The sequence below is a fragment of the Thiosulfatihalobacter marinus genome, from assembly GCF_016019955.1.
In the GTDB taxonomy this organism is placed as follows: domain Bacteria; phylum Pseudomonadota; class Alphaproteobacteria; order Rhodobacterales; family Rhodobacteraceae; genus Shimia; species Shimia marinus_A.
In genome coordinates, this window is the sequence record NZ_JAECRZ010000001.1 from 458,829 (window position 1) to 483,338 (window position 24,510).

Here is a 24,510-nt window from a genome sequence, read left to right on the forward strand (position 1 = left end):
GCACGCGCGCAATCAAGATCCCGGCCTTGGCAATGATCGGTTCGCGGCATAATCTTGTCCAGGAAATGAGGTCGTCTGCCAACAAGGAAAGGGCAGGCAAGATGGGCAAGAGCAGCCACAGGCAAGTGCGCCGCCGCCGGGTGTTTTACATTCCCGGCTATGATCCGATTCATCCCAGACGCTATCGCGAACTCTATCGCAAGGAAGGCGCGGCGCAGGCCGCCATATCCGGCTATGAGGTGGCTCTGTCGGCCAAGACGCCGGGGGCCGGCCCCTATGGCTGGCATGTCGGTGCAAGGATGGACGGGACAGAAACCAAAGCCGATTTCGAGGTTCTGGTATGGTCGGACATCGTGCGCGACAGCATGGATCTGGGGATCGCGGCGACCTATCTGCAACTGGCGCGCACCGCCTGGACCTATATCGGCAGCGGCGCGCTGGGGCGGTTGATGCGGTTGCGCAAGGGGCCGGTGATTGCCGCGCTTTATCCGGTGGTGTTCCTGAGCGTGCAGTTGCTGGTGGCGTTGCTGGCGGCCTGGGGTCTGGGCAGTGCGATCGCGGCATTTCTGCCCGGTTGGATGGGGTTGGCCGGGCTGGCGGTGGTGCCGCCGATCCTGATGTGGTTTCGCAAGCAGGACAGCAAGTTTTTCGCCTATTACCTGATGCATGATTATGCCTATTCGGCCGCCAGCAGGGGCGCCAATCCGCCCGAGCTGGAAGCACGAATTGCGGAATTCGCTGACCGTATCGCCGCGGCGTTCGAGGACGATGTGGACGAAGTGCTTGTGGTGGGGCACTCGTCGGGCGCGCATCTGGCCGTGTCGATCCTGGCCGATCTGATTCGGCAAGGCCGGGTGCCCGAAGATGGGCCTGTTTTGGGGTTCTTGTCGTTGGGGCAGGTGGTGCCGATGGTGTCCTTTCTGCCCGGGGCGTACCGGTTACGGGCCGATCTTGCGTTTTTGTCGGCACGCCGGGAACTGACCTGGGTGGATGTGACCGCGCCGGGGGACGGGTGCGCCTTTGCCTTGTGTGATCCGGTGTCGGTGACGGGGGTGGCGCCTGCGGACAAGCGCTGGCCGCTGGTGGTTTCGGCGGCATTCACCCAGACCCTGAGCCCGGAACGCTGGAAGGAACTGCGCTGGCGGTTTTTCCGGCTGCATTTTCAGTATCTGTGCGCTTTTGACCGCCCCGGAGATTATGACTATTTCCGCATTACCGCCGGGCCGGAAACGCTGGCGCAACGCTATGAGGGGCGCAAAGCCTCGGGGTCGCGCAAGCAGGACCCGGTGAACAAGTACCCGCAGGTGACACCATGACGCTGCCCCCCAAACCCGCCGCAAGACCGGACAATGTATCGCTGCGCCAATATGTCAGGCTGTTTCGCAAGGATATTCTGTCGGCCCAGCCCGCGCGGCTGTATCGGGCGTGGATGGCCGAGTTCCGCACGCCATTCTTCCGGTCTTACCTGCTCAATCAGCCAGATCTGTTGAAAACCGTGCTGAAGGACCGCCCGGATGATTTTCCGAAATCCAGCCGGATCAGCGAAGGGTTGCGGCCCCTGTTGGGAAACTCGGTGTTTCTGACCAACGGGGAGACCTGGAAACGGCAGCGCCGGATCATCGACCCGGCCTTTGAAGGCGGGCGGCTGCGCGATACGTTTGCGGCCATGTGGGCCGCGAGCGAAGCGGCGGTGCGTCGGTTGCAGGCGCATGAAGGGCGTGTGGTGGAGATCGAGGAAGAGACCAGCCACGCCGCTGCGGACGTGATTTTCCGAACCTTGTTTTCCATTCCGATCGAGCATGACATCGCGTCGCAGGTGTTTGACCAGTTCCGCGCCTATCAGCGCAGTCAGCCGATCCTGAACCTGGCCGCCTTTGTGCCGTTGCCGCGCTGGTTCCCCAGGTTTTTCCGGCGCGAGACCAAGGCAACGGCGGCGGCCATTCGCGGGTTGATCCGGCAGTTGACCGAAGAGCGGATGGCTGCGATCCGGGCCGGAACCGCGCCGGATGATCTGGCAACCAAGATCATGACCACCCGCGATCCGCAAACCGGCGACAGGTTCGATTCCGCCGAGATGGTGGACCAGGTGGCGATCTTTTTTCTGGCCGGGCACGAAACCAGCGCCTCGGCCCTGGCCTGGGCCTTGTACCTGGTGGCGGCAAACCCCGATTGGCAGGAGAAGATCGCGTCGGAAGCTGCTGATCTGCAAGAGGATTTCGGCGCTGTCAGCCGCCTGAAAATCAGTCGTGACGTGTTTCGCGAGGCGTTGCGGCTTTACCCTCCGGTGCCGATGATGGTGCGCCAGTCAACCTGCCCGGAACGGTTTCGGGACCGGGACATCGCGCCGGGCGCGCAGATGGTTCTGTCACCCTGGCACCTGCATCGCCATGAACGGCTTTGGGAAAATCCGGATGCGTTCGATCCGGCGCGCTGGGGTACGGAGAATGGCAAACAATGCGCGCGTGAGGCCTATATGCCGTTTTCCGCCGGGCCGCGCGTGTGTACGGGCGCCGGATTTGCCATGGTCGAGGGGCCGCTGATCCTGTCGATGATCGTGAAGCATTTCCGCATCACGCCGCAGGGGCCACCGCCCGTGCCGGTGGCCTATCTGACGGTGCGCTCGCGCGATGGGATCCGTTTGCGGCTGGAGCGGCGTTGAGCCGGTCAGCCCCGCATCCGGGCGCCGTCGGCGTCAAATAGCGGCGTTGTGATCAGCCGCGCCTTGCGCATGTCCCCAAGGATTTCGATCTCGACGTTCAGCCCGTCTTTTGCGCGTTCGGCCGGGACAAACCCCAGGGCGATGGATTTTTGCGCATGGTGGCTGTAGCCGCCCGAGGTGCAGAAACCCACGACCGCCCCATCCAGCCAGATCGGCTCATAGGCATGGACATCGGCATCCTGTGCGTCCACCTCGAAGGCGCACAGCCTGCGCGCGGGGCCATTTTCACGTTCGGCCTCGGCCGCCGCCCGGCCAATGAAATCGGTGTTCTTGGTGAAGGAAATGAACCGGTCCAGCCCGGTTTCCGCCGCCGTGTAATCGGGCGAGAATTCGCTAAGCCACGAGCCGAAGAACTTGTCGAGCCTGAGCGACATCATGGCGCGCATTCCGAAGGGCATCATGCCAAGCGGTTCGCCGGCACCCCAGAGCGTGTTCCAGAGGCTGCGCTGGGCCATCGGATCGCAATAGATTTCAAAACCCAGATCGCCGGTATAGGACACGCGCTGAACCAGGCAATCGACCATGCCGACGGTTACGTGGCGCAGATCCATAAAGCGCATGTCGGACATGTCGGTGCGGGTGCAGGCCTGCAAGACCTCGCGCGCCCGGGGGCCTGCGATCTGGAAGCCGTTGAGGCGGTCAGAGATGTTTTCAACGGTCACGCCGGATGCTTCGTTCTGTTCGAACCAGCGCATGTGATAGGCTTGGGAGCCGTAAGAGGCTGTCAGTTGAAACGCCTCGTCCGAAAGGCAGGACACGGTGAAATCCCCGATCAGGCGGCCTTTGGGAGACAGCATGGGCGTGAGTGACAGGCGGCCCGGTTTGGGGATGCGGCCGGCCATGATCCTGTCCAGCCAGTCGCGCGCGCCGGGGCCGGTGACGAGGTATTTGCCGAAATTATGCACTTCGTTGATGCCCACGGCCTCGCGCACGGCCCGGACCTCGCGCGCGGTGGCGTCAAAGGCGTTGGAGCGGCGGAAAGACGGGGTTTCGAAACGTGGCTCGTCGCCGGTGGCGAAATAATTGACCACTTCCAGCCCGTATTGCTGGCCCCAGACGGCTCCCATCTTGTCAAACACGTCATACATGGGGGTCTGGCGGAAGGGGCGCGCGGCGGGCAATTCCTCGTTCGGATAGGAGACCGAAAAGCGTTTCTGGTAGTTCTCGATCACCTTGGGGCGGGTATAGCCGGGGGTGATCCAGTCGCCAAAACGGGCGCAGTCCATGGCAAACGTGTCGCGTTCGCATTCGCCCTCGACCATCCATTGCGCCAGCATCAGGCCAACACCGCCGCCCTGCGAAAAGCCCGCCATCACGGCGCAGGCGGACCAGTAATTGCGCATTGCCGGCACGGGGCCAACCAGCGGATTGCCGTCCGGCGCGAAGGTGAAGGGGCCGTGGATGACGGATTTCACGCCGGCCTTTTCCAGCGCCGGGAAGCGGTTGTAGGCAAAGGCGATGCTGTCCTCGATCTTGTCGAAATCGTCGGGCAGGAGTTCATGCCCAAAATCCCAGGGCGTGCCGTCGACCGCCCATGGGCGGCAGGGTTGTTCATAGAATCCGATGCACAGGCCGCGCCCCTCCTGGCGAAGATAGCTTTCGCCGGCCGGGTCCATCACGTGGGGATGTTCGCCGCCCGCGTCGATGATTTCGGCGATCATCGGGATTTCGTCGGTGACGATATACTGGTGTTCCATCGGGTGCAGCGGGAAATACACCCCGGCCATGGCCCCCACCTCGCGCGCCCAAAGTCCGGCGGCGTTGACCACGTGTTCGGCGTGGATGTTTCCTTTGTCGGTGATGATGTCCCATGTCCCGTCGGGGCGCTGGTTGGTTTCAAGCACCTTGGTGTGGGTCCGGATCGTCGCGCCGCCCATGCGCGCGGCCTTGGCATAGGCATGGGTGGTGCCGGAGGGGTCAAGGTGGCCGTCCAGCGGATCGTAAAGCCCGCCGATGATGCCGTCGATATTGGTGACGGGGGCGATCTTGCGGATGTCTTCGGGGGTGACGATTTCGGTTTCCAACCCCATGAAACGATGCTTGGCGCGCTCGGCAACGAGCATGTCGAACCGGTCCTGATTGTCGGCCAATGTCACCCCGCCGACATGGTGCAATCCACAGGACATGCCGGTGATCTCTTCAAGCTCCTTGTAAAGGCGGATTGTATAGCCCTGAAGCGCGGCCATGTTGGTATCGCCGTTGAGCGTGTGAAACCCGCCCGCCGCGTGCCAGGTAGAGCCGGATGTCAGCTCGGAGCGTTCGATCAGCATCACATCGGACCAGCCAAGCCTGGTGAGGTGATAAAGCACGGAACAGCCGACAACGCCGCCGCCGATTACGGCCACTCGGGTGGTGGTTTGCATGAGATGCCTCCGGGGTTGGTGTGGTGCGGGCAGGGTTCCGGTTTCTGCATCCGCCAGCAAGTCCAAAAACGACATGTGGTGCCGCATGCGGGCGGGATCGTTTTCCTGCGTGGAAAACCGAACGAAATCCGTGTCGGATTTCGGGTGGTGTTTGTGGCCGGGCGACGGAATGTGTCGCAAATGGGCAATCGGCCGGGGTGGGCGACCGCCAATCTGCGGGAAAGTTATATTGGAGGCCCAGATGCGGACCCAAGCCCAGGCTGTCGTGATAGGCGGCGGCGTAATCGGATGCTCGATCCTGTATCACCTGACCAAGCTTGGCTGGTCCGATGTCGTGCTGCTGGAGCGCAACGAGCTGACCAGTGGCAGCACATGGCACGCGGCGGCCAATATTCACGGGCTGCACGACAGCGCCAATATCAGCCGGTTGCAGCATTACACGATGCGGCTTTATGACGAGCTGGAAGAGGAGACCGGGCAAAGCTGTGGTGTGTTCCGGCCTGGTTCCTTGTATCTGGCGCAGACTGAGAACCGTGAACATCAGTTGCGGCTGCAAGCGGCCAAGGCCCGGCTTTATGGCATGAATTTCCACGAAATCAGCCGGGACGAGGCCGAACGGCTGCATCCGCTGGTGAATTTCGACGGCATCCGCTGCATCATGTGGGAGCCGGACGGGGGCAATGTCGATCCGTCCGGCGTGACCAATGCCTATGCCGTCGGCGCGCGCCAGCGGGGCGCGGAAATCCATCGGTTTACGCCTGTGACGGGCACCGAGCAGCAGGCCGATGGCAGTTGGATCGTGCGCACGCCCGAGGGGGAGATCCAGACAGGATGGGTGATCAATGCCGCCGGGCTGTGGGGGCGCGAGGTTGCGAAACTGGCAGGGGTAGAGGTGCCGCTGCAACCGACCGAGCATCAGTATTTCGTGACCGAAACCATTGCCCGGATCGCCGCGATGGACCGGCGTCTGCCTTCGGTCGCGGACCGGGATGGCGAATATTACCTGCGTCAGGAGGGCAAGGGCCTGCTGATCGGGGCCTATGAAAGGGACATGCGGTTCTGGGCCGAAGAGGGCACGCCGCTGGATTTCGCGCATGACCTGTTTCCCGACGATCTGGAGCGGATCGAGGACAACATGTTGCGCGCGATAGACCGGGTACCGGTCGTCGGCGAGGCCGGGATCAAGCGGGTGATCAACGGGCCGATGATCTGGTCGCCGGACAGCAACGTGATCCTGGGTCCCGTGCCGGAGTTGAGGAACTATTTCATGTGCGGCGGCATCATTCCGGGCTTCAGCCAGTCGGCGGGGATGGGGCTGATGGTGGCGGATTGGATTGTCGAGGGCGAAATGCGCTATGACATGTTCGCGTGGGACGTGGCGCGGTTTGGCGAATGGGCGAATGACCGGCAGTTCGTCAAGGCAAAGGTGCGGGATGTCTATGCGCATCGGTTTGCCATTCATTTTCCCAACGAGGAACGGGCCGCGGGGCGGCCGCTGCGCACACGTCCGGTATACGCGCGGCAAAAGGAAATGGGCGCGGTATTTGGTCTGAACTATGGGTGGGAGCATCCGCTATGGTTCGCGGATGCGCCGGGAACGGAAGACACCAACGGGTTCACGCGCCAGAACTGGTGGGCGCCGGTGGGCGCGGAATGCCGGATGCTGCGCGATCGCGCCGGGATCATCGACATTTCGAACTTTGCCAAATACCGGGTCAGGGGACCGGGGGCCGAGGATTGGTTGAACGCGGTTTTTGCCAACCGGATGCCGCGCGCCGTGGGCCGGTCCTGTCTGACACCGCTGATCGGGGTGCGCGGCGGGATCGCCGGGGATGCCACCGTGACGCGGCTGGCCGAAGATGAATTCTGGATCGTGTCCTCGGGCATGGCCGAGAGATACCACAAGCGGTTCTTTGATGCGGTGCCGCTTCCGAAGGGCACTACATTCGAAAGCCTCACGGATACGGTGTGCGGGTTCAATGTGGCGGGGCCGAAATCGCGCGAGCTGTTGCAGCGTCTGACAAACGCGTCGCTGGCGACCGAGGATTTCCCCTTTATGCGCTCAAAGCGGATCGAGCTGGCCGGGGTCGAGGTGTTGGCGCTGCGGGTCAGTTTTACCGGCGATCTGGGCTGGGAGCTGCATTGCGCGGTCGGGGATCAGTTGCAGCTATACGAGGCATTGCTGGAGGCCGCGCGCGCGCTGGGTGCCGGGCCTGTGGGCGGGCGGGCGCTGATGAGCCTGCGCGTTGAAAAAGGGTATGGCAGCTGGAGCCGGGAATATTCGCCGGAATACTGGCCCCAGGAAGTGGGGCTTGAGCGGTTGTGCAAGATGGACAAGGATTTCCTGAACAAGGACGCTGTTGCCGGGGTCTTGCAGAAACCGGCGCGGGAAAGGCTGGTGTTGCTGCATCTGGATGAGGAGGATGTCACTGCATCGAATGCGGATGCGACAGGGGGCGAGCCGATTTTCAAGGATGGCGTGGGGATCGGGCGCGTTACGTCGGGAGCCTATGGATACAGCGTTGGCATGAGCCTTGCGCTTGGCTTCGTGAAGGACGCCGAACCCGGGGACACAGTGGAGGTGATGGTGCTGGGACGCCCGCACAAGGCCCGGATCCTGCACGCGCCGCCATTTGATCCGACTGGCGCCCGCTTGCGGGCCTGAGGCGCCGCTATTTGCGGATCGGAACTCCGTAAAGTTCCAGCCTGTGGCCTTTGAGGCGATAGCCAAGTTTTTCGGCGATTCTTTCCTGGAGGGCCTCGATCTCGGGGTCGACAAATTCGATAACGTCGCCGGTATGCAGATCGATCAGGTGGTCATGATGTTCGCGTTCGGCGTCTTCATATCGGGCGCGGCCATCGCCGAATTCCAGCTTGTCCAGAATGCCCGCCTCTTCGAACAGTTTGACCGTGCGATAGACAGTGGCCAGCGAAATGCCGGCATCGCGCGAAGCCGCGCGGGCAAAAAGCTCTTCCACATCGGGGTGGTCATCGCTGTCCTGAAGCACGGCGGCAATGGTGCGGCGCTGCCCGGTCATGCGCAGCCCCTTGGCCCCGCATCGTTCAAGGATGGTGTCGGTCTTGCCCATTGCCGTCCTGATCTTTTCATCTGTGACACCCTTCTGTATCCAAACCGGCCCGTGCAGACCACCGGTTTTTGCCGGCTGTTTTGGGCCGTATCGCCCTTGACAGCGCGGGCGCGAACCCTCATGTAGCCCCCGATGCCTTCTGCCGCGTGAGCAGCGGGGCCTTTGTGGCTGATGTCACGGCCCCCCAACAAGGCAACAGATTGATCCCAAAATCACGCGTGGGGCCAGGGTTCGGATCGGCCGTTTCTGCAAAAGGCAGGCGGTTGGGATCGGGGCCGACCACCAAACGCCCGCGCGATGCGGGCATAATCAATGGCGTCGTGCAGGGGCATGGGGCCGGAAAGACGATATTTTGACGACATTTACTGACTTGGGCCTGCCTGCGAAAATGGTGGCCCGTCTGGAACAGAGCGGCCTGACCACACCTACTCCGATTCAGGATGGGGCGATTCCCCTTGCGCTGGAAGGGCGCGACGTGATGGGGCTGGCGCAGACCGGCACCGGCAAGACGCTGGCCTTTGGACTGCCGCTGATCACGGCGATGCAGAACTTTGGCTGCAAGCCGGAGCGGCGCACCGTGCGCGGGCTGGTGCTGGCACCGACGCGCGAACTGGCCAACCAGATCAACGCGACGCTGCGCGATCAGGTGCAGGGCACGCCGACAAAGGTGGGGCTTGTGGTTGGCGGCGTTGGCCTGGGGCCACAGATCAAACGGCTGGAGCGGGGCACCGATATTCTTGTGGCCACGCCGGGGCGGCTGATCGACCTGATGGAACGCGAGGCAATGACGCTGGATGCCACCGAATTTCTGGTGCTGGACGAGGCTGACCAGATGCTGGACCTGGGCTTTATCCACGCGCTGCGCAAGATCGCGTCCTGGTTGCCCGAAAAGCGGCAGACCATGCTGTTTTCGGCCACCATGCCCAAGCAGATGGCCGAAATCGCCGCCACCTATCTGAACGATCCGGTCAAGGTGCAGGTGTCGCCTCCGGGCAAGGCCGCCGACAAGATCACGCAAGCGGTGCATTTCATCGCCAAGGCCGAGAAGACCGCGCTGCTTATCGAGTTGCTGAACGGGCATCGCGACGAGGCGGCGATCGTTTTCGCGCGCACGAAACACGGTTCCGAACGGTTGATGAAGGCGTTGCAGAAGGCCGGATATTCGGCGGATTCGGTGCATGGCAACAAAAGCCAGGGCCAGCGCGAACGCGCGATCCGGGGATTCCGGGCCGGGGAAACCAAGGTGTTGGTGGCCACGGATGTGGCGGCACGCGGCCTGGACATTCCCGAAGTGCGCCATGTCTATAACTACGAGTTGCCCAATGTGCCCGAAAACTACATCCACCGGATCGGGCGCACCGCGCGCGCCGGCATGGATGGCGCCGCGGCGGCATTCTGTGCCCCCGACGAGGTGGGCGAGCTGCGTGCCATTCAGAAGGTGATGAAATTCACCATCCCCGTGGCCTCGGGGCGTCCCTGGGAAGGGCTGGAAGAGCGTCCCGAAGGACGTGGCGGCAATCGCAAACCCGGTGGTGGAAACGGACAGCGCCGTCGGCGCAGCGGTCCGCCGCGTGGGCGCCGCCAGAAAAAAGCGGCCTGATCCCGGCCATTCGGAACGGGTCAGGCGGGATAGGTCAGGCGGCCGCGCATGGTTTGCACCGCCTGGCCCGACACAGTGACCGCGGAACCGCTGGTTTCAAGCCCGATCACACTGGGGCGACCCATGTCGTCGCCCTGGTGGACTGTCAACGACAGATCGCGCCCGTCGATCCGAGCAAGCAGCGCGCCCAGCGTGGCGCAGGCGCTGCCGGTGGCCGGATCCTCGGGGATATTGTCCAGCGGCGCGAACATGCGGGCGTGGATCGTATCGCCCTCGCGAACATAGGCGAACTGGGCAAAGTCCAGCCCCGAGGGGTAGGCGGCGTTGCCTTTGCGAAAGGCCGCCACATCCGGCGCCAGGGCAGTCAGCGTCGCGCGGCTGTCCAGTTGGGTGATGGTGAAGGCAAGCCCGAGCGAAGCCATGACAGGGGCATGAGATTCGAACTGGACCCTGTCGGGAGCAATGCCCAGTGCCGCGGCCACAAGATCCGGCGCCGGGTGGCAGATTATTTCCAGCGCAGCCGTGGTTGTGAAACGCGCGGCGCCGTCTTGTGCGTGGCATCGCAGCGGGCCGATACCCAGATCCAGCACCATGTCCGGCCCATGGCCGCGTTCGGCCAGCGCAACGGCTGTACCGATCACCGGATGGCCGGCAAAGGGCACTTCCATGGTTGGGGTGAAGATGCGCACACGCGCCGTGCTGGTGGCATCCGATGGCGGATAGACAAACGTGGTTTCCGAAAAATTGAACTCGCGCGCGATGCGCTGCAAGTCCGCCTCGGGTAGATCCGAAGCCTCAGGAATGACGGCCAATTGATTGCCACCAAACGGCTTTTCCGAAAAAACATCATAGACAACAAAATCGGTCATGGCCTCACACCAGATCGGGTTCGCGTCCGACGCGGCGGGCCAGAGGCGCGACGGTCAGGCCTTGAACGACAATCGAAAAGATCACCACGACATAGGTGGCGGTCAGGATGAGGGGCTTCCACTCATTCGGCGGCAGCGACAGGGCAAGGGCAACAGAGATACCCCCCTTGAGACCGCCCCAGGTCATGATCGGGATCACGCCCCGGCTGAAACTCCGGAACGGTTCCAGAATCATCACCGGCACGGCCACCGCCGCCAGCCGGGCGACCAGCGCCAGCGCGATCGCCATGACCCCGGACGCAAGAAACGCCATGTCGAAGGCCACGGCGAACACCTCCAGCCCGATCAAAAGGAACAGGACCGCGTTCAGTATTTCGTCGATCAGTTTCCAGAAGGCATCGACATATTCGCGGGTTTGCGCCGACATGCCGTGCTTGGTGCCGATCTCGCCGATCAGCAGGCCCGCACACACCGCCATGATCGGCGCGGATACATGCAGGGCAACGGCCAGTTCATAACCGCCAAACGCCAACCCGAGCGTGAGCAGTACCTCAAGCGACGGATCGTCAATCAGCCGCATGACACGAAAGGTAAGCCACCCCAGCACAATACCCAGCACCGCGCCGCCAAGCGCCTCTTGCACGAACAGGATCGCCGCGTCATCTAGCTCCGACGCGCCGGACCCGGAACTGCCCGTGGCGCCTGCGGAAAACGCGATGCCGGACAAGACAAGAAACACGACATAGCCAACACCGTCATTGAACAGGCTTTCCCCGGCGATCTTGGTCTCCAGACTTTTTTGCAGATTGGCCTGACGCAGGACACCCAGCACCGCGACCGGGTCGGTCGGAGAAATCAGCGCACCGAACACCAGCGCGATCATCAGCGGCATCCCGGTGATCCAGCTGAAGCCAAAACCGACAATGGCCGTGGACAGCCCGACGCCCAGGGTGGCCATAAGCGCCACCGGCATCCACTGCGCCCGCAGGTCGGCCAGTTTGACATGCAGCGCACCGGCAAACAGCAACAGGCCCAACATGCCCTCAAGCAACGCGTCGGAAAAATCAATCCCAAGGATCAGGCTGCGGGCGGTATCGGCGATGGCAAGCTGTGGCCAGGCAAGATCGATCGCCAGCACGCCAAAAGAGGCAAACAGCGCGACGACAAGGATGCCAATGGCCGAAGGCAGGCGCAAAAACAGATAGTTGATGGCACCAAACGCGCCCGCAAGCACGATAAGCAGCGACGTGATCTGAAGAAAGTTCATGATGCCGGTCCCGATGATTTTGGCCCAAGGGCTAGCATGAGGATCGGGACTTGGCTAGCGGGCGACGAGATCGATCCAGACCGGAAGGTGATCCGATGCCACGGCGGCGGGGCGGCGGGCCAGGACACCGCGATCCACGGCGGCAAGGCCGGCGCTGAGGGCAAAGCTGTCCAGCGCCGCGATGGGCCGCGCCGCCGGAAAGGAATGGCCGGGGTCGACAAAATCCAGCCCCGGTGTGGCGGCATCCAGCGCGTGTTTGGGGCCCCATTCATTGAAATCCCCGGCCAGTACGGTTGGACACGGGGGCAGGGTGCGCAGGGCACGTGTGATCGCCGAAAGTTGGATCAGGCGGTAGCGGCGTAACAGGCCCAGATGCACGCCGATCACCCGCAGCGGGCCAAGTGACGTGCTCAATTCGGCCCGGATCGCGCCGCGCGGTTCCAGCCCGGGCAACTCGATCCGCGCGGTCTGGCGGATGTCAACGCCGTCGCGCAACAGCATGGCGTTGCCGTGCCACCCGAGAGAGCCGCCGGGTTGCCCGAAATCGACAACGTGAAACCCATGGGTTTCGATCAGGTCAAAGGGAAGCGCCGCGGGGCGTGGCGGCAGGCGTTTGTCGGCCTCTTGCAGCACCACGACCTGGGCCCGCAAGGCCCGGATCACCAGCATCGAACGATCCGGGCGGCGCTGCATGTCCAGACCGACGCATTTCTGAAGATTGTAGCTGGCAATGCGCAGTCTGGTCATGGTGGCCCGTCGGTTTCGCCCGCCGATAATGCAGCGGCGGCTGCGGAGTTGCCATGGCCCTTAGTGTCGCTGCCAGGCCTTACGTGCCACAAAAAGTACGCTGAACGCGCTCGTCCTCGCTGGGCGGGCGGGCGAGGTCACTGAAGGCGCCGGGCGCGTCATAGGGCGTGGCCAGAGCCGTCATCAGGCGGGTGAAGGGGGTGTAATCGCCTGCAACGGCTGCCTGTATCATTTGCTCGACGCGGTGATTGCGCGCAATCAGCGCCGGGTTGGCCGCGCGCATGGTGGCCTGCGGATCGCCCGGCTCCTGCTCCAGTCGGTCGCGCCAGGGCCGCGCCCAGTCTTCATAGGCAGGCCGGTCGACAAACTGATCCCCGGCCGAATCGTTGACAAGGGCGCGGAACGTGTTGGTGAAATCCGCCCCCTGCTGGGCCATCAGGGTCAGAAGGCCGGTGATCAGGGTTTCGTCACCGTCCCGGGCGGTATTTAGCCCGATCTTGGCGCGGAAACGGCGCAGCCAACTGTGGTGGATCAGGGCGGGCATGGCGTGGATGGAGCGGGTAAAGGCCTTAATCGCGGCGTCCTGGTCCGGCATCAGCGGAACCAGCGCGGTGGCCAGTTGCGCCATGTTCCACACGACGATGTCGGGCTGGTTGGCATAGGCATACCGGCCCTGACGATCGATCGAGGAGAACACCGTGTTCGGGTGGTAGCTGTCCATGAAGGCGCAGGGGCCGTAATCGATGGTTTCACCGGAAATCGCACAATTGTCGGTGTTCATCACGCCATGGATGAACCCGATCGACATCCAGTGCGCGATCAGTTCCGCCTGGCGGGCGATGACGGCGTCAAGCAAGTCCACGGGGCCAGTCGCGTCCGGGAAGTGGCGGGTGAGGGTGTGTTCAAAGAGTGCCTGGAGGCCGGTAATATCCTGGCGGGCGGCGAGGATCTGGAACGTGCCGACACGGATATGGCTGGTGGCCACGCGGGTGAGCACAGCGCCCGGAAGTGCGGTTTCGCGAAAGACCTCTTCGCCGGTTTCTACAGCGGCCAACGCCCGGGTGGTGGGAACACCAAGCGCGTGCATGGCCTCGGACAGCACATATTCGCGAAGTACAGGGCCAAGCCATGCGCGCCCGTCGCCGCTTCGCGAATAAGGTGTGCGGCCCGCGCCCTTTAACTGTATATCGTAACCGTTTGCTTCTCCAAGTAAAATAGCGCGGCCATCCCCTAGGTTTGGGTTCCAGTGACCAAACTGATGCCCGGCATAAAGCTGGGCGAGTGGCTCTGCGCCAGGCGGAATGACCGAACCCGAAAAGACCTGGGCCAGCGTATCCTCTTCATCGGTTCCGGTGAGGCCAAGGGTGGCAGCAAGCGCATGGTTGAAAGCTACCAGACGGGGGGTCGCGACCGGAGTGGGCGCGTGGCTGGCAAAAAGCTGTGCCGGAAGCCGGGCATAGCTGTTGTCAAAGGGGATGTGCAGGCTCATGGGCAAAAGATAAGCTGGAAATACAGGAAATCCAGAGCGAAAGAGCGCGGCTCACACAAGCTTGCGCGACATCAGCATGTAGCGGTCGCGCGGGCGAAACCCGGCGCGGGCATACAGGCGCTGTGCCGCGTCGTCATCGCGGGCGACCTCCAGATGCACCGCGCGAATGCCCGCGCCGGAAAGGGCCCTGGGCAGGGCGGCGAGCGCGCCGCTGGCCACGCCGCGCCCACGCACGCCGGGGCGGATGAACACCTCGTCCACAATCGCGTCAAGCCCGCCGTATTCGATCGACCAGCCAAAGGCGACGATGACATAGCCGATGGGAGCGCGGCGCGGGCCAAGCAGATAGGCCGCGCCATAGGGTGAGCCCGCAAGCAGCGGTTTCAGGGCCGCTTCGCGGGTTGGCTCGTCCTGGGCGATGCCGGTTTCCGCATGGAACGCCGCGACAAGCCGGGTGAGCGGCGCCAGATCCTCGGGGCCGGCCAGGTGCATCGCGCTGCTCATAGGCGGCCAAGTCTTTGTGTCAAAAGGGAAAAGAAGCCATCTGCGTCCAGGTCGCCGATAAACATGGCGTTGGGCGCGCGGTCGGTGACGCCCCACCAATCGGCCACGGTCATGCCCATGGTCAGTTCGGAATGGGTTTCGATCTCGACATTGATATGGCGGCCCGAGAACAGATCCGGGCGGATCAGATAGGCGGTGACGCAGGGATCATGCAACGGCGCGCCCAGCGAGCCGTATTTTTCTTTGTCAAATCTCTCAAAGAAATCAGTCATTTCCGCGACGGCCTTGCCAACCGGCGTGCCCAGGGCGCGGAACGCGTCATTGCGCGGTTGAGTGACCAGCGCCTTGTGGGTGACATCCAGCGGCATCACCACGATCGGCGCTCCGGCGCGGAATACGATATGCGCGGCCTGGGGATCGACATAGATGTTGAATTCGGCCGCGGGCGTGATGTTGCCCACCTCGAAATAGGCCCCGCCCATGAGGACAATTTCCTGAACCTTTTCAATGATATCCGGGGCTTTCTCAAAGGCCAGTGCAATGTTGGTCAACGGGCCGAGCGGGCAGAGCGTGACGGTGCCGGAGGGATGCGCGCGCAGCGTTTCGATGATGAAATCCACGGCGTGCTGTTCCTGAAGCGGCATCTGCGGGTCCGGAAGGCTGGGCCCGTCCAGGCCTGTCTTGCCATGGACATGCTCTGCCGTCACCAGATCACGCCCCAAAGGGCGGTCGCATCCGGCAAAGACCTTTACATCAGGTTTGCCAGACAACTCACAGACAATACGCGCATTTTTACTTGTAAGGGTCAGCGGGACATTGCCCGCGACGGCGGTAATGCCCAGCAGGTCGATATCCTCGGGGCTGGCCAGGGCCAGCAGGATGGCCACGGCATCGTCCTGGCCGGGATCGGTGTCGATGATGATCTTGCGCGCGCTCATTTCTGCTCCTCTTCGGCGTTGAAGGCACAGTGTCAATGGTTCGACTCAATGGCAAGTACAGTGCGGGTTAAGGGCGGAAAACCGCGTTCGGCATCGCGTCGGTATCACGTCGGTATCGCGCCGGTTCGGGTGCCAGATTCCGGCCCCTTAACGCAAAGGGCGGCCCCGCAAGGGACCGCCCATGATCTTGTGCACGATTCGCCTGTGCATCAGCCGTCGAAATCAACTTCTTCCGTGAGTTTGAGCGCCGTCGCGCGGTGGCCGGCCAGGGTCATCAGGTTGACATCATCCGCGGTAAAGCTGCCCCAGCTTGCGACCAGCGGATCGGGCTGCGAGCCGGGCGCGATCGGATATTCGAAATTGGCCTTGGCATAGATTTCCTGTGCGGTGGGCGAGGTCAGGAATTCCATCAGCTTGAGGGCGTTTTCCTTGTTCGGGGCGGCTTTGGTCATGGCAACGCCCGAGATGTTCACGTGGGTACCGCCGTTTTCGAAAGTCGGGAAAACAACCTTCACGCTTTCGGCCCATTCCTTTTGCTCTTCGTCGGACAGCATCTTGCCCATGTAATAGGTATAGCCGATGGCCACGTCGCACTCGCCGGCCCAGATCGCCTTGACCTGCGCCCGGTCGTTGCCTTGCGGCTTGCGGGCGAGGTTGGATTTGATGCCTTCAAGCCAGTCCCTCGCGCCGTCTTCGCCCAGATGTTCGATCACGGCCGAGGTGAGCGCCACGTTATAGGCATGGGTGCCCGAACGGGTACAGATGCGCCCTTGCCATTTCGGATCGGCCAGATCCTCGTAGGTGGTGACTTCGCCATCGGCCACACGATCCCTGGAGGCATAGACAATCCGCGCGCGGGTGGTGAGCCCGTACCAGTTTGCGTCGGGATCCCTGTATTGCGCGGGCACATTGGCCTTGAGCGTGTCGCTGGACACCGGCTGGGTGAGGCCGGCGTTCACAATGGCGGCAAGGCGCGAAATATCGACCGTGAGCACCACATCGGCGGGCGAGCGATCGCCCTCGGATTGCAGACGCTCGATCATGCCCTTGGACAGATAGGCGACGTTGACCTTGATCCCGGTCTCGGCTGTGAAGGCATCGGTCAGCGGCGCGATCAGTTCGGGCTGGCGATACGAGTAGATATTGACCTCTTGCGCGATGGCGGGGGCCGCGACGGACAGGGCGGCGGCGGCAAAGACAGAGGATTTCAGGGAGAATGTCATTGAATGTGCTCTTTGGTTGCAGTTGCGATTGATCCGCAAATACCTGAGTGAAAAACTAGGGTCAATACCCGAATAAAGAAGTCAGGTATTTTTCTGTTGCTTTTCCTCGCCCTTTACCGCGTCCCACAGGGCATCCATTTCCTTCAGGTCAGACTCTCCGGGGGTTTTGCCCATCGCGGCGAGCCGGGCTTCGACCGCCTCGAAGCGGCGGATGAACTTGGCATTGGTGGCGCGCAGGGCGGCTTCGGGATCGATTTTCAGGTGACGGCCAAGATTGGCAATGACAAACAGCATGTCGCCGAATTCTTCCTCGATCTCGGTCTGGGTCATGGTTTCACGCGCCTCGGCCAGTTCGCCCGCCTCTTCGATGATCTTGTCCACGACCTGACCGATATCGGGCCAGTCGAACCCGACACGGGCCGCGCGTTTCTGGAGCTTGACCGCGCGCAACAGGGCCGGCAGGCCAAGCGCGACACCGTCCAGCGTGCCGTTCTGGGCCTTGTCCGCGCGTTCGGCGGCCTTGACGGTTTCCCAGTCGCGGGTTTGCTGTTCGGCCGATTTGTCGCGGGTTTCGTCGCCGAACACATGCGGGTGGCGGGCCACCATCTTGTCCGACATGGTGTTGGCCACATCGTCAAAGGTGAACAGCCCGGCCTCGGCGGCCATTTGGGCGTGAAACACGGACTGGAACAGCAAGTCGCCCAGTTCACCGCGCAGGTCGTCCCAGTCCTGGCGTTCGATGGCGTCGGCGACCTCGTAGGCCTCTTCGATCGTGTAGGGCGCGATGGTGGCGAAATCCTGTTCGATGTCCCAGGGGCAGCCGGTTTCGGGATCACGCAGGCGGCGCATGATTTCCAGAAGGCGCGGCATCCCGCCGAGGGGATCAAGGATCAGGGGATCTTCGGCCATTGCGGAGGGCTCCTTTTTGGGGTCTGCTGCATCAAAGGGAAAGTCGCGAAGGGAGTCCAGACATGCCTGTCGTAAACCGGATTGCAGATTACGCGGAAGATATGAAAACCTGGCGCAGGCATCTGCACACCATGCCGGAGCTGATGTTCGACTGTCACAAGACGGCCGGATTCGTGGCCGAGCGTTTGCGGGAATTCGGGGTGGACGAGATCCATGAGGGAATCGCCACCACCGGGATTGTGGCAATCATCAACGGGCAGGGCGAGACCGGGCAGGGCGAAGGGGCGACGATCGGGTTGCGCGCCGATATGGACGCGCTGCCCATGGCAGAGATGACGGGGCTGGATCATGCCAGCAAGGTTGAGGGCATGATGCATGCCTGCGGGCATGACGGGCATACCACGATGTTGCTGGGCGCGGCGCGCTATCTGGCGGAGACCCGCAAGTTTTCCGGGCGGGTGGCGCTGATTTTCCAGCCCGCCGAGGAAGAGGGGGCCGGGGCCGAAGCAATGGTGCGGGAGGGCATCATGGAGCGGTTCGGCATCGGCGAGGTTTATGGCATTCACAATGTGCCGGGGGTGGAGTTCGGGCGGTTCCAGACCACGCCGGGGCCGATCATGGCGGCGGTGGACACGTTCGAGGTGCATATTCAGGGGCGCGGCGGGCACGGGGCCTATCCGCAGGACACGCTGGATCCGGTGGTGGCGGCGGTGGCGATGGTGAACGCGATCCAGACCATCGTGAGCCGAAACCATGACGCACGTGACGAGGTGGTGGTGTCGGTGACGCAGATCCATGCCGGAACGGTGAACAATGTGATCCCGGATACGGGCTATCTGAACGGCACGATCCGCAGCTTTGACAAGGGGGTGCAGGCGATGGTGCACCAGCGTCTGGAAGAGATCGTGGCGGGCACGGCGGCGGCCTATGGGCTGGAGGCGCGGCTGGAGATCGAGCTGGGTTATCCGGCGACGGTGAACCATGCCGGGCAGACCGACTTTGCCGTACAGGTTGCCAGCGAGGTTGTGGGGGCGGCGGCGGTGGAGCCGGCGGCGCGCATGGAGATGGGCGCCGAGGATTTCGCCTATATGCTGGAGCGGCGCCCCGGCGCCTATCTGTTCCTGGGCGCGGGCGAGGGGGCCGGGCTGCATCATCCGAAATACGATTTCAACGACGAAATCGCCCCGATTGGCGCCTCGTTCTTTGCCCGGCTGGTGGAGACCGCGCAGCCGGTGTGAGGGCAGGGGCGATTTGCAGGGCAGATCGCCCACCCGTCCGCCCACGATCCGCCATGCAAATCGCGCCGCCGCTTGTGGGGGCTTGACCTTTGGGCGGGGTTGCGGGAAATTTGATCAAATTTTCACACAGGGGGAGCGGGCGGCATGGCGCTGGAAGACGCAAAGCATCAGGTGGACACGGCCTTTACGCGCGAAACCCTGCGGGGCCCGAGCTTTGAGAATACGTTCGGGGGCGCGAACTCGTTCCTGCGGCGCAAGTATTCCAAGGATCTGGAGGGTGTGGATATTGCCGTGACCGGCATCCCGTTTGATCATTCCGTCACCAACCGCCCCGGCACGCGGCTGGGTCCGCGCGCCATTCGCGAGGCCAGCGCGTTGCAGGCTTTCGATCCGCCCTACGGCTGGGGCTATGATGCGCTCCGGGAGCTGACCATCGTCGATTATGGCGATCTGGCGTTCGATTATGCGCGGATCAGCGATTTTCCCGACACGCTGACCCAACATATCCGGGGCATCCTGAACGCGGGGGCGGCCAGCATCACGCTGGGGGGCGATCACTATATCAGCTTTCCGATCCTGAAAGCCTATGCCGAGAAATACGGGCCGGTCAGCCTGTTGCAGTTTGATGCCCATACCGACACCTGGGCCGATGACGACATGGACCGGATCGACCACGGAACGATGTTCTACAAGGCGGTCAAGCTGGGGCTGGTGGACCCGGCGACATCGGTGCAGGTGGGTATCCGCACGGAGAATCCCGATACGTTGGGGTTCAATATCATCGACGCGCGCGAGGTGCATGAAACCGGTCCGGTGGCCGTGGCCCGCAAGATCAGATCGATCCTGGGGGACAATCCGGTCTATCTGAGTTTCGACATTGACGGGCTGGACCCGGCCTTTGCGCCGGGCACCGGCACGCCGGTCTGGGGCGGGCTAACCAGCGGGCAGGCCAGCATCATCCTGCGCGATCTGGCGGGGATCAACCTGGTGGGGGGTGATATTGTCGAGGTGTCCCCCCCCTATGACACCACCGGCGCCACCGCGATTGCGGGGGCGCATGTGGCGACCGAGCTGATCTGCCTGTGGGGGTGGACGCGGCGTCGCGCGACGCCCTGAGCTGGAAGCGGTCTTGATTTTTCGTCCCCGAGCCGGTCTTGTTCGCCAACCCGGCCGAGGTGCTGCCGGGGGCAGGAGACAAGGATTGTGCGTTTCATGGTGTATTTCTGGATCGTTCTGGGGCTGTTTCTGGCCGGGCTTGGCTATGTGCGGTTTGCCCCCTCGGACCCGGCGCGCTGGCATCAGCCCCCAAACGTTGTGGGCGACAAGACCTTTGGAAACGGCGCGACGCGGCGCGTGACCATCGGCAAGGACGGGTTGAAGCGGCTGGCGGCGGTGGCCGAGGCGGACCCGCGCACATATGTGTTGGCCGGATCGGTGCAGGACGGCATGATCACCTTTGTCACCCGCACGCGCGTGGTGGGGTTTCCCGATTACACCACGGCCATTCAGGACGGCGAAGACCTTGGCATTCTGGCGCGCTCACGCTTTGGGCGGCGCGATTTCGGGGTCAATGCCGCGCGGATCGAGCGATGGATCGAGGCTTTGCCCGCCTTCTAGTTCTGAGCTGAGACAGCCGGGGGCGACCTCGCGCCACATCGGGACGTTCAGCGACATCTGGCACTGGGCCATGAACATGCGCCCGTCGACCTGAAGGCAGATGGTTTCGCCGATCTCCTTGCGTTCGCCCGCGCTGTCGGTGCAGTAGCATTCTATCGGGACGCCGTTCATGAAGCCGTCCGCATAGGCGGGCGGCGCGAGCAGAAGAAGCAGGGCGGCCAAGCGTTTCATACCGGCATGATACACTGTCCGCGCCTCTTGACCAACTCCGCAGATTGCCCCACTTAGCCTCATGGTTCCGATAGAGCGACTAGAACAGATCACCCGGCGGTTCGAGTATCTTGAAGCGCAGATGGCCGAGGGCGGGGGCAGCGATATTGCCGTGCTGGCCAAGGAATATTCCGAGCTGAAGCCGGTGGTGGCGCAGATCGCCGCCTATCGCCGGCTGCTGAGCGATATGGCCGAGGCCGAAGAGATGCTGGGCGACCCGGACATGAAGGAACTGGCCGAAGAGGAACTGCCCGGTTTGCGTGCGGCGCTGCCCGAGGCGGAGCGGGCGCTGCAACTGGCGCTGTTGCCCCGGGACGCGGCGGATGCGCGCCCGGCGATCCTTGAGATCCGGCCCGGAACCGGGGGCGACGAGGCGGCGCTGTTCGCCGGCGATCTGCTGCGCATGTACCAGCGTTACGTCGAGGCGCGGGGCTGGAAGCTGGAGATCCTAGAAGAGCAGGTGACGGAGCTGGGCGGTGTCAAGGAAGTGGTGGCCCATATCAAGGGTGAGAACGTTTTTGCGCGACTGAAATACGAATCCGGTGTGCATCGCGTCCAGCGAGTGCCGACCACCGAAAGCGGCGGGCGGATCCATACTTCGGCGGCGACGGTGGCGGTGCTGCCCGAGGCGGAGGACGTGGATATCCAGATCGATGCCAATGATCTGCGGATCGATACGATGCGGTCCTCGGGCGCGGGCGGGCAGCATGTGAACACCACGGATTCGGCGGTGCGGATCACGCATGTGCCAAGTGGGATCGTGGTGACAAGCTCGGAAAAATCGCAGCACCGCAATCGCGAGATCGCGATGCAGGTGCTCAAGACGCGGCTTTATGATCTGGAACGCCAGCGCATCGACAGCGAACGCGCCGCGGATCGTGCCGGGCAGGTGGGATCGGGGGACCGGTCGGAGCGGATCCGCACCTATAATTTTCCGCAGGGCCGGATGACGGATCACCGGATCAACCTGACGCTGTACAAGCTGGACCAGGTGATGCAGGGCGATCTGGATGAGGTGATCGACGCGCTGACGGCGGATGCGCAGGCGGCGATGCTGGCGGAGATGCAGGGGTGAACCTGCGCCAGGGGCTTGCCGAGGGGATCGCGCGGCTGAAGGCGGCGGGGATTGACGGCGCGGCACGGGATGCGCGTGCATTGTTGGCCGAAGCGGCGGGAATCGCGCCGGGCCGGGTGATGCTGGAAGCGGATATGGTACTGCCCGATCCGGCCCGGTTCCGGGCGTTGATCGCGCGCCGCGCCGCGGGCGAACCGGTGTCCAGGATACTGGGGCGGCGCCAGTTCTGGGGGCGTGATTTCACGGTGACGCGCGACACGCTGGACCCGCGCCCGGAAACCGAGACCCTGATTGCGGCGGCATTGGACATCGGGCCGGTGGCCCGGTTTGCCGATCTGGGGACGGGAACCGGGATCATCGCGGTTTCGTTGTTGGGCGAATGGCCCGGCGCGACCGCGCTGGCGACGGATATCAGCGGCGCGGCGCTGGCCGTGGCCGAGCAGAATGCCTCTGATCAGGATGTGCGCCAGCGTTTGGAGTTTCTGCGCATTGGCAAGGCGGGTGTGTGGCTGCCCGAAGAGATTGGAAGGTTCGATCTGATCCTGTCCAACCCGCCCTATATTTCGGCGCGGGAAATGAAGGACCTGGCGCGCGAGGTGCGCGATCATGACCCGCATGAGGCGCTGACGCCGGGGGGCGACGGGCTGGCGCCCTACCGGGCCATTGCGGCGCAGGCGGCGCGGCATCTGAACGCGGGCGGGCATGTGATGGTGGAGATCGGCTGGCGTCAGGGGGCCGATGTGGCGGCAATGTTCAGGGCGGCGGGTTTGGGCAATTTGCGGGTGTTGTGCGATCTGGACGGGCGCGACCGGGTTGTCGCGGGGCAAAAACAGTGACAAATGCGCCGAACTGACGCGGAAAAACCACTGTCGTGCGGGTTTTAGCCCTTGTGCGACGCAACGAAGCGAATTAGTCAGGGGGTGTCCTGATGATGGATGCCCGCGAGGGCGGTCCCGCTGGACACCAAGCCACAAAGTCGAGTTTCCGGATTTTTTTGAGAGCGCAAGAGGCGCGAAACGGGCTCCGCAGATAATAGCAGACCAGGGCTGGACAGCTTTACCATGAGATCATCCAAATCCCGTTCGCGGAACAAGTCGAACCGCAACCGTCCTTCGGGCAATATCGTCAACCGCGTGTTTGACAGCTCGGGCCCCGAGGGCAAGGTGCGCGGTACGCCACAGCAGATCATCGACAAGTACAATCAGCTGGCGCGGGATGCGCAGCTGGGCAATGACCGTGTCGCGACCGAGAATTTCCAGCAGCACGCAGAACACTATCTGCGCATGTTGAACGAGGCGCAGCGCGAACAGGACACGCGCCGCGAGGAACAGGAGCGGGTGAACCGCGAGCGTCAGGCCGAGCGGGACCGCGAGCGGCGCGATCGCATGGACCGGCAGGAACGCGAAGCCAATGGCAATGATGGTGAACAGCCGGATCTGGTGATCGATCCGTCCGAACGCGATCAGCCGGACGTGATCGTGGACGCGCCCGAGAGCGGATTGGTGGAGACACCGGAAAACAGGGCCGAGGAAGAGCCGTCCAAATCGACCCGCAAACCGTCGACCCGCAAGCGCTCAAGCTCATCGCCGCGTCGCAAGAAATCGGATGAGGACGCCCCGGCGGCAGCCGAAGCGGCATCGACCCCCGAAGGGGGCGCGGCGGCCGAATAGGCGCGCACGCGGCAGGATTTTGGGAAGGCCCGGTCAGTGGACCGGGCCTTTTTCATTTCCCGAAGCTGCGGGCAAGGGCGCAGAATTGTTCGAGACCGACCTGTTCGGCGCGTTCGGTGGGCTGGATACCCGCCGCGCGCAGGCGATCCTCGATATCGGGGGCCTGTCCCTTGAGTGCGGCGCGCAGCATCTTGCGGCGTTGGTTGAAGGCGGCGGCGACGATGCGGCTGAGCGTGGCGGCATCCGCCGGATAGCGCGGCTCGGGCAGGGCGGTGAGATGCACCACGGCGGAGCTGACCTTGGGGGGCGGGGTGAAGGCGCCGGGCGGGAGCGACATCACGATACGCGCCTCGGCCCGCCACTGGGCCAGGATGGCCAGCCGCCCGTAGGCCTTGCTTCCGGGGCGGGCCACGATGCGTTCGGCCACCTCGCGCTGGAACATCAGGGTGAGGCTTTGCCAGAAGGGCGGCCATTGCGGTGGTGTGAGCCAGCGCACGAGGAGTTCGGTGCCGATATTGTAGGGCAGGTTGGCCGCGACCCGGATCGGCGGGGTGAGATGCACCAGCGGGTCGATGTCCATCGCATCGCCCTGGATGATCTGCAACCGGCCCGGACAGGCGGCGGCGATCTCGGCAAGCGCGGGCATGCAGCGGCTGTCCTTCTCGATGGCGAGTACCTTGCGGGCGCCTTCGGCCAGCAGGCCACGGGTGAGACCGCCGGGGCCGGGGCCGATTTCCAGAACGTCGCATTGCGTCAGGTCGCCCGCCTGTCGGGCGATCTTGGCCGTGAGATTGAGATCGAGCAGGAAGTTCTGGCCCAGCGATTTGCGGGCCGACAGCGCGTGTGTTGCGATCACGTCGCGCAGCGGGGGGAGGGTGTCGATGGCGCTCATGGGGTCGGTGTGGGGCCTGTGGTGTGGGAGA

General features: G+C 63.5%; 22 protein-coding genes. 10 read left to right on the forward strand and 12 right to left on the reverse strand.

The features are described from left to right. The first annotated feature begins 101 nt into the window (after window positions 1–101). Both I3253_RS02195 and I3253_RS02200 read left to right on the forward strand, forming a co-directional pair. A complete protein-coding gene (locus tag I3253_RS02195) occupies window positions 102–1,316 on the forward strand; it encodes a hypothetical protein (protein ID WP_197915981.1) in 1,215 nt (404 codons plus the stop codon). Further along, entirely contained in the window at window positions 1,313–2,659 is a 1,347-nt protein-coding gene (locus I3253_RS02200; RefSeq protein ID WP_197915982.1) for a cytochrome P450, read from the forward strand. Before I3253_RS02195 ends, I3253_RS02200 begins: the two co-directional genes overlap by 4 nt. 5 nt (window positions 2,660–2,664) lie before the next feature. Here I3253_RS02200 and I3253_RS02205 read toward each other — a convergent pair whose 3' ends face one another. After that, window positions 2,665–5,082, reverse strand: a complete 2,418-nt coding sequence (locus tag I3253_RS02205) for a GcvT family protein (protein WP_197915983.1) — start codon at window positions 5,080–5,082, stop codon at window positions 2,665–2,667. Window positions 5,083–5,323: 241 nt separating this feature from the next. Here I3253_RS02205 and I3253_RS02210 point away from each other — a divergent pair, with 241 nt between their 5' ends. Continuing rightward, window positions 5,324–7,747 (forward strand): GcvT family protein, encoded by a 2,424-nt coding sequence (locus I3253_RS02210; protein WP_197915984.1) that lies wholly within the window; start codon window positions 5,324–5,326, stop codon window positions 7,745–7,747. Window positions 7,748–7,754: 7 nt separating this feature from the next. On the opposite strand, the gene I3253_RS02215 is transcribed toward I3253_RS02210, so the two are convergent. Next, window positions 7,755–8,171, reverse strand: a complete 417-nt coding sequence (locus I3253_RS02215) for a Fur family transcriptional regulator (RefSeq protein ID WP_197915985.1) — start codon at window positions 8,169–8,171, stop codon at window positions 7,755–7,757. Between the two features lie 352 nt (window positions 8,172–8,523). Between I3253_RS02215 and I3253_RS02220 the strand changes: the two genes are divergently transcribed. Beyond that, window positions 8,524–9,771, forward strand: coding sequence for a DEAD/DEAH box helicase (locus I3253_RS02220; protein ID WP_232236850.1), 1,248 nt, complete (start codon window positions 8,524–8,526; stop codon window positions 9,769–9,771). Window positions 9,772–9,791: 20 nt separating this feature from the next. Here the strand turns inward: I3253_RS02220 and I3253_RS02225 are convergent, their stop codons facing one another. From I3253_RS02225 to mazG, 8 genes are all read right to left on the reverse strand, one after another. After that, window positions 9,792–10,640 (reverse strand): PhzF family phenazine biosynthesis protein, encoded by an 849-nt coding sequence (locus tag I3253_RS02225; RefSeq protein ID WP_197915986.1) that lies wholly within the window; start codon window positions 10,638–10,640, stop codon window positions 9,792–9,794. A 4-nt stretch (window positions 10,641–10,644) separates the two neighbouring features. Then, on the reverse strand, window positions 10,645–11,907 hold the full coding sequence (locus tag I3253_RS02230) for a cation:proton antiporter (protein ID WP_197915987.1): 1,263 nt from the start codon (window positions 11,905–11,907) through the stop codon (window positions 10,645–10,647). Window positions 11,908–11,961: 54 nt separating this feature from the next. Next, window positions 11,962–12,654 carry an endonuclease/exonuclease/phosphatase family protein gene (locus I3253_RS02235; protein WP_197915988.1) on the reverse strand — a complete coding sequence of 231 codons (693 nt, stop codon included), beginning with the start codon at window positions 12,652–12,654 and terminating at the stop codon, window positions 11,962–11,964. 79 nt (window positions 12,655–12,733) lie between these two features. Continuing rightward, window positions 12,734–14,143, reverse strand: coding sequence for a protein adenylyltransferase SelO (locus I3253_RS02240; protein WP_197915989.1), 1,410 nt, complete (start codon window positions 14,141–14,143; stop codon window positions 12,734–12,736). Window positions 14,144–14,194: 51 nt separating this feature from the next. Continuing rightward, entirely contained in the window at window positions 14,195–14,647 is a 453-nt protein-coding gene (locus tag I3253_RS02245) for a GNAT family N-acetyltransferase (RefSeq protein ID WP_197915990.1), read from the reverse strand. Continuing rightward, on the reverse strand, window positions 14,644–15,585 hold the full coding sequence (locus tag I3253_RS02250; protein WP_197915991.1) for a nucleoside hydrolase: 942 nt from the start codon (window positions 15,583–15,585) through the stop codon (window positions 14,644–14,646). Before I3253_RS02250 ends, I3253_RS02245 begins: the two co-directional genes overlap by 4 nt. 209 nt (window positions 15,586–15,794) lie before the next feature. Next, the gene (locus I3253_RS02255; RefSeq protein ID WP_197915992.1) at window positions 15,795–16,808 is read right to left on the reverse strand and encodes a Fe(3+) ABC transporter substrate-binding protein; all 1,014 of its coding nucleotides are present in this window, start codon (window positions 16,806–16,808) and stop codon (window positions 15,795–15,797) included. 81 nt (window positions 16,809–16,889) lie between these two features. Further along, complete coding sequence (gene mazG, locus I3253_RS02260) at window positions 16,890–17,717, reverse strand: nucleoside triphosphate pyrophosphohydrolase (protein WP_197915993.1); 828 nt, start codon at window positions 17,715–17,717, stop codon at window positions 16,890–16,892. A gap of 62 nt (window positions 17,718–17,779) precedes the next feature. On the opposite strand from mazG, the gene I3253_RS02265 reads away from it, so the two are divergent. From I3253_RS02265 to I3253_RS02275, 3 genes are all read left to right on the forward strand, one after another. Further along, window positions 17,780–18,955 (forward strand): M20 aminoacylase family protein, encoded by a 1,176-nt coding sequence (locus I3253_RS02265; RefSeq protein WP_197915994.1) that lies wholly within the window; start codon window positions 17,780–17,782, stop codon window positions 18,953–18,955. 144 nt (window positions 18,956–19,099) lie between these two features. Further along, a complete protein-coding gene (speB, locus tag I3253_RS02270; protein WP_197915995.1) occupies window positions 19,100–20,071 on the forward strand; it encodes an agmatinase in 972 nt (323 codons plus the stop codon). A gap of 96 nt (window positions 20,072–20,167) precedes the next feature. Next, a complete protein-coding gene (locus I3253_RS02275) occupies window positions 20,168–20,572 on the forward strand; it encodes a DUF1499 domain-containing protein (RefSeq protein ID WP_197915996.1) in 405 nt (134 codons plus the stop codon). Here I3253_RS02275 and I3253_RS02280 read toward each other — a convergent pair. Then, window positions 20,495–20,803, reverse strand: a complete 309-nt coding sequence (locus tag I3253_RS02280) for a hypothetical protein (protein ID WP_197915997.1) — start codon at window positions 20,801–20,803, stop codon at window positions 20,495–20,497. The genes I3253_RS02275 and I3253_RS02280 overlap by 78 nt on opposite strands. Before the next feature lie 61 nt (window positions 20,804–20,864). Here I3253_RS02280 and prfA point away from each other — a divergent pair, with 61 nt between their 5' ends. The 3 genes from prfA (at window position 20,865) to I3253_RS02295 (ending at window position 23,587) form a co-directional block, all read left to right on the forward strand. Continuing rightward, the gene (gene prfA, locus I3253_RS02285) at window positions 20,865–21,917 is read left to right on the forward strand and encodes a peptide chain release factor 1 (RefSeq protein WP_197915998.1); all 1,053 of its coding nucleotides are present in this window, start codon (window positions 20,865–20,867) and stop codon (window positions 21,915–21,917) included. Continuing rightward, entirely contained in the window at window positions 21,914–22,753 is an 840-nt protein-coding gene (prmC, locus tag I3253_RS02290) for a peptide chain release factor N(5)-glutamine methyltransferase (RefSeq protein WP_197915999.1), read from the forward strand. Before prfA ends, prmC begins: the two co-directional genes overlap by 4 nt. A gap of 225 nt (window positions 22,754–22,978) precedes the next feature. Continuing rightward, window positions 22,979–23,587 carry a DUF4167 domain-containing protein gene (locus tag I3253_RS02295; RefSeq protein ID WP_197916000.1) on the forward strand — a complete coding sequence of 203 codons (609 nt, stop codon included), beginning with the start codon at window positions 22,979–22,981 and terminating at the stop codon, window positions 23,585–23,587. 52 nt (window positions 23,588–23,639) lie between these two features. Here I3253_RS02295 and rsmA read toward each other — a convergent pair whose 3' ends face one another. Then, a complete protein-coding gene (gene rsmA / locus I3253_RS02300; protein WP_197916001.1) occupies window positions 23,640–24,479 on the reverse strand; it encodes a 16S rRNA (adenine(1518)-N(6)/adenine(1519)-N(6))-dimethyltransferase RsmA in 840 nt (279 codons plus the stop codon). Window positions 24,480–24,510 lie beyond the last annotated feature (31 nt).

Bases quoted from the DNA above. Each gene is read 5' to 3' on its own strand.
- I3253_RS02230 (WP_197915987.1), bottom strand. From the start codon at position 11,907: ATGAACTTTCTTCAGATCACGTCGCTGCTTATCGTGCTTGCGGGCGCG.
- I3253_RS02200 (WP_197915982.1), top strand. From the start codon at position 1,313: ATGACGCTGCCCCCCAAACCCGCCGCAAGACCGGACAATGTATCGCTG.
- I3253_RS02235 (WP_197915988.1), bottom strand. From the start codon at position 12,654: ATGACCAGACTGCGCATTGCCAGCTACAATCTTCAGAAATGCGTCGGT.
- rsmA (WP_197916001.1), bottom strand. From the start codon at position 24,479: ATGAGCGCCATCGACACCCTCCCCCCGCTGCGCGACGTGATCGCAACA.
- I3253_RS02265 (WP_197915994.1), top strand. From the start codon at position 17,780: ATGCCTGTCGTAAACCGGATTGCAGATTACGCGGAAGATATGAAAACC.
- I3253_RS02245 (WP_197915990.1), bottom strand. From the start codon at position 14,647: ATGAGCAGCGCGATGCACCTGGCCGGCCCCGAGGATCTGGCGCCGCTC.
- I3253_RS02295 (WP_197916000.1), top strand. From the start codon at position 22,979: ATGAGATCATCCAAATCCCGTTCGCGGAACAAGTCGAACCGCAACCGT.
- I3253_RS02255 (WP_197915992.1), bottom strand. From the start codon at position 16,808: ATGACATTCTCCCTGAAATCCTCTGTCTTTGCCGCCGCCGCCCTGTCC.
- mazG (WP_197915993.1), bottom strand. From the start codon at position 17,717: ATGGCCGAAGATCCCCTGATCCTTGATCCCCTCGGCGGGATGCCGCGC.
- I3253_RS02275 (WP_197915996.1), top strand. From the start codon at position 20,168: ATGGTGTATTTCTGGATCGTTCTGGGGCTGTTTCTGGCCGGGCTTGGC.
- I3253_RS02240 (WP_197915989.1), bottom strand. From the start codon at position 14,143: ATGAGCCTGCACATCCCCTTTGACAACAGCTATGCCCGGCTTCCGGCA.
- prfA (WP_197915998.1), top strand. From the start codon at position 20,865: ATGGTTCCGATAGAGCGACTAGAACAGATCACCCGGCGGTTCGAGTAT.
- I3253_RS02195 (WP_197915981.1), top strand. From the start codon at position 102: ATGGGCAAGAGCAGCCACAGGCAAGTGCGCCGCCGCCGGGTGTTTTAC.
- I3253_RS02210 (WP_197915984.1), top strand. From the start codon at position 5,324: ATGCGGACCCAAGCCCAGGCTGTCGTGATAGGCGGCGGCGTAATCGGA.
- I3253_RS02205 (WP_197915983.1), bottom strand. From the start codon at position 5,082: ATGCAAACCACCACCCGAGTGGCCGTAATCGGCGGCGGCGTTGTCGGC.
- I3253_RS02280 (WP_197915997.1), bottom strand. From the start codon at position 20,803: ATGAAACGCTTGGCCGCCCTGCTTCTTCTGCTCGCGCCGCCCGCCTAT.
- I3253_RS02250 (WP_197915991.1), bottom strand. From the start codon at position 15,585: ATGAGCGCGCGCAAGATCATCATCGACACCGATCCCGGCCAGGACGAT.
- I3253_RS02215 (WP_197915985.1), bottom strand. From the start codon at position 8,171: ATGGGCAAGACCGACACCATCCTTGAACGATGCGGGGCCAAGGGGCTG.
- I3253_RS02225 (WP_197915986.1), bottom strand. From the start codon at position 10,640: ATGACCGATTTTGTTGTCTATGATGTTTTTTCGGAAAAGCCGTTTGGT.
- speB (WP_197915995.1), top strand. From the start codon at position 19,100: ATGGCGCTGGAAGACGCAAAGCATCAGGTGGACACGGCCTTTACGCGC.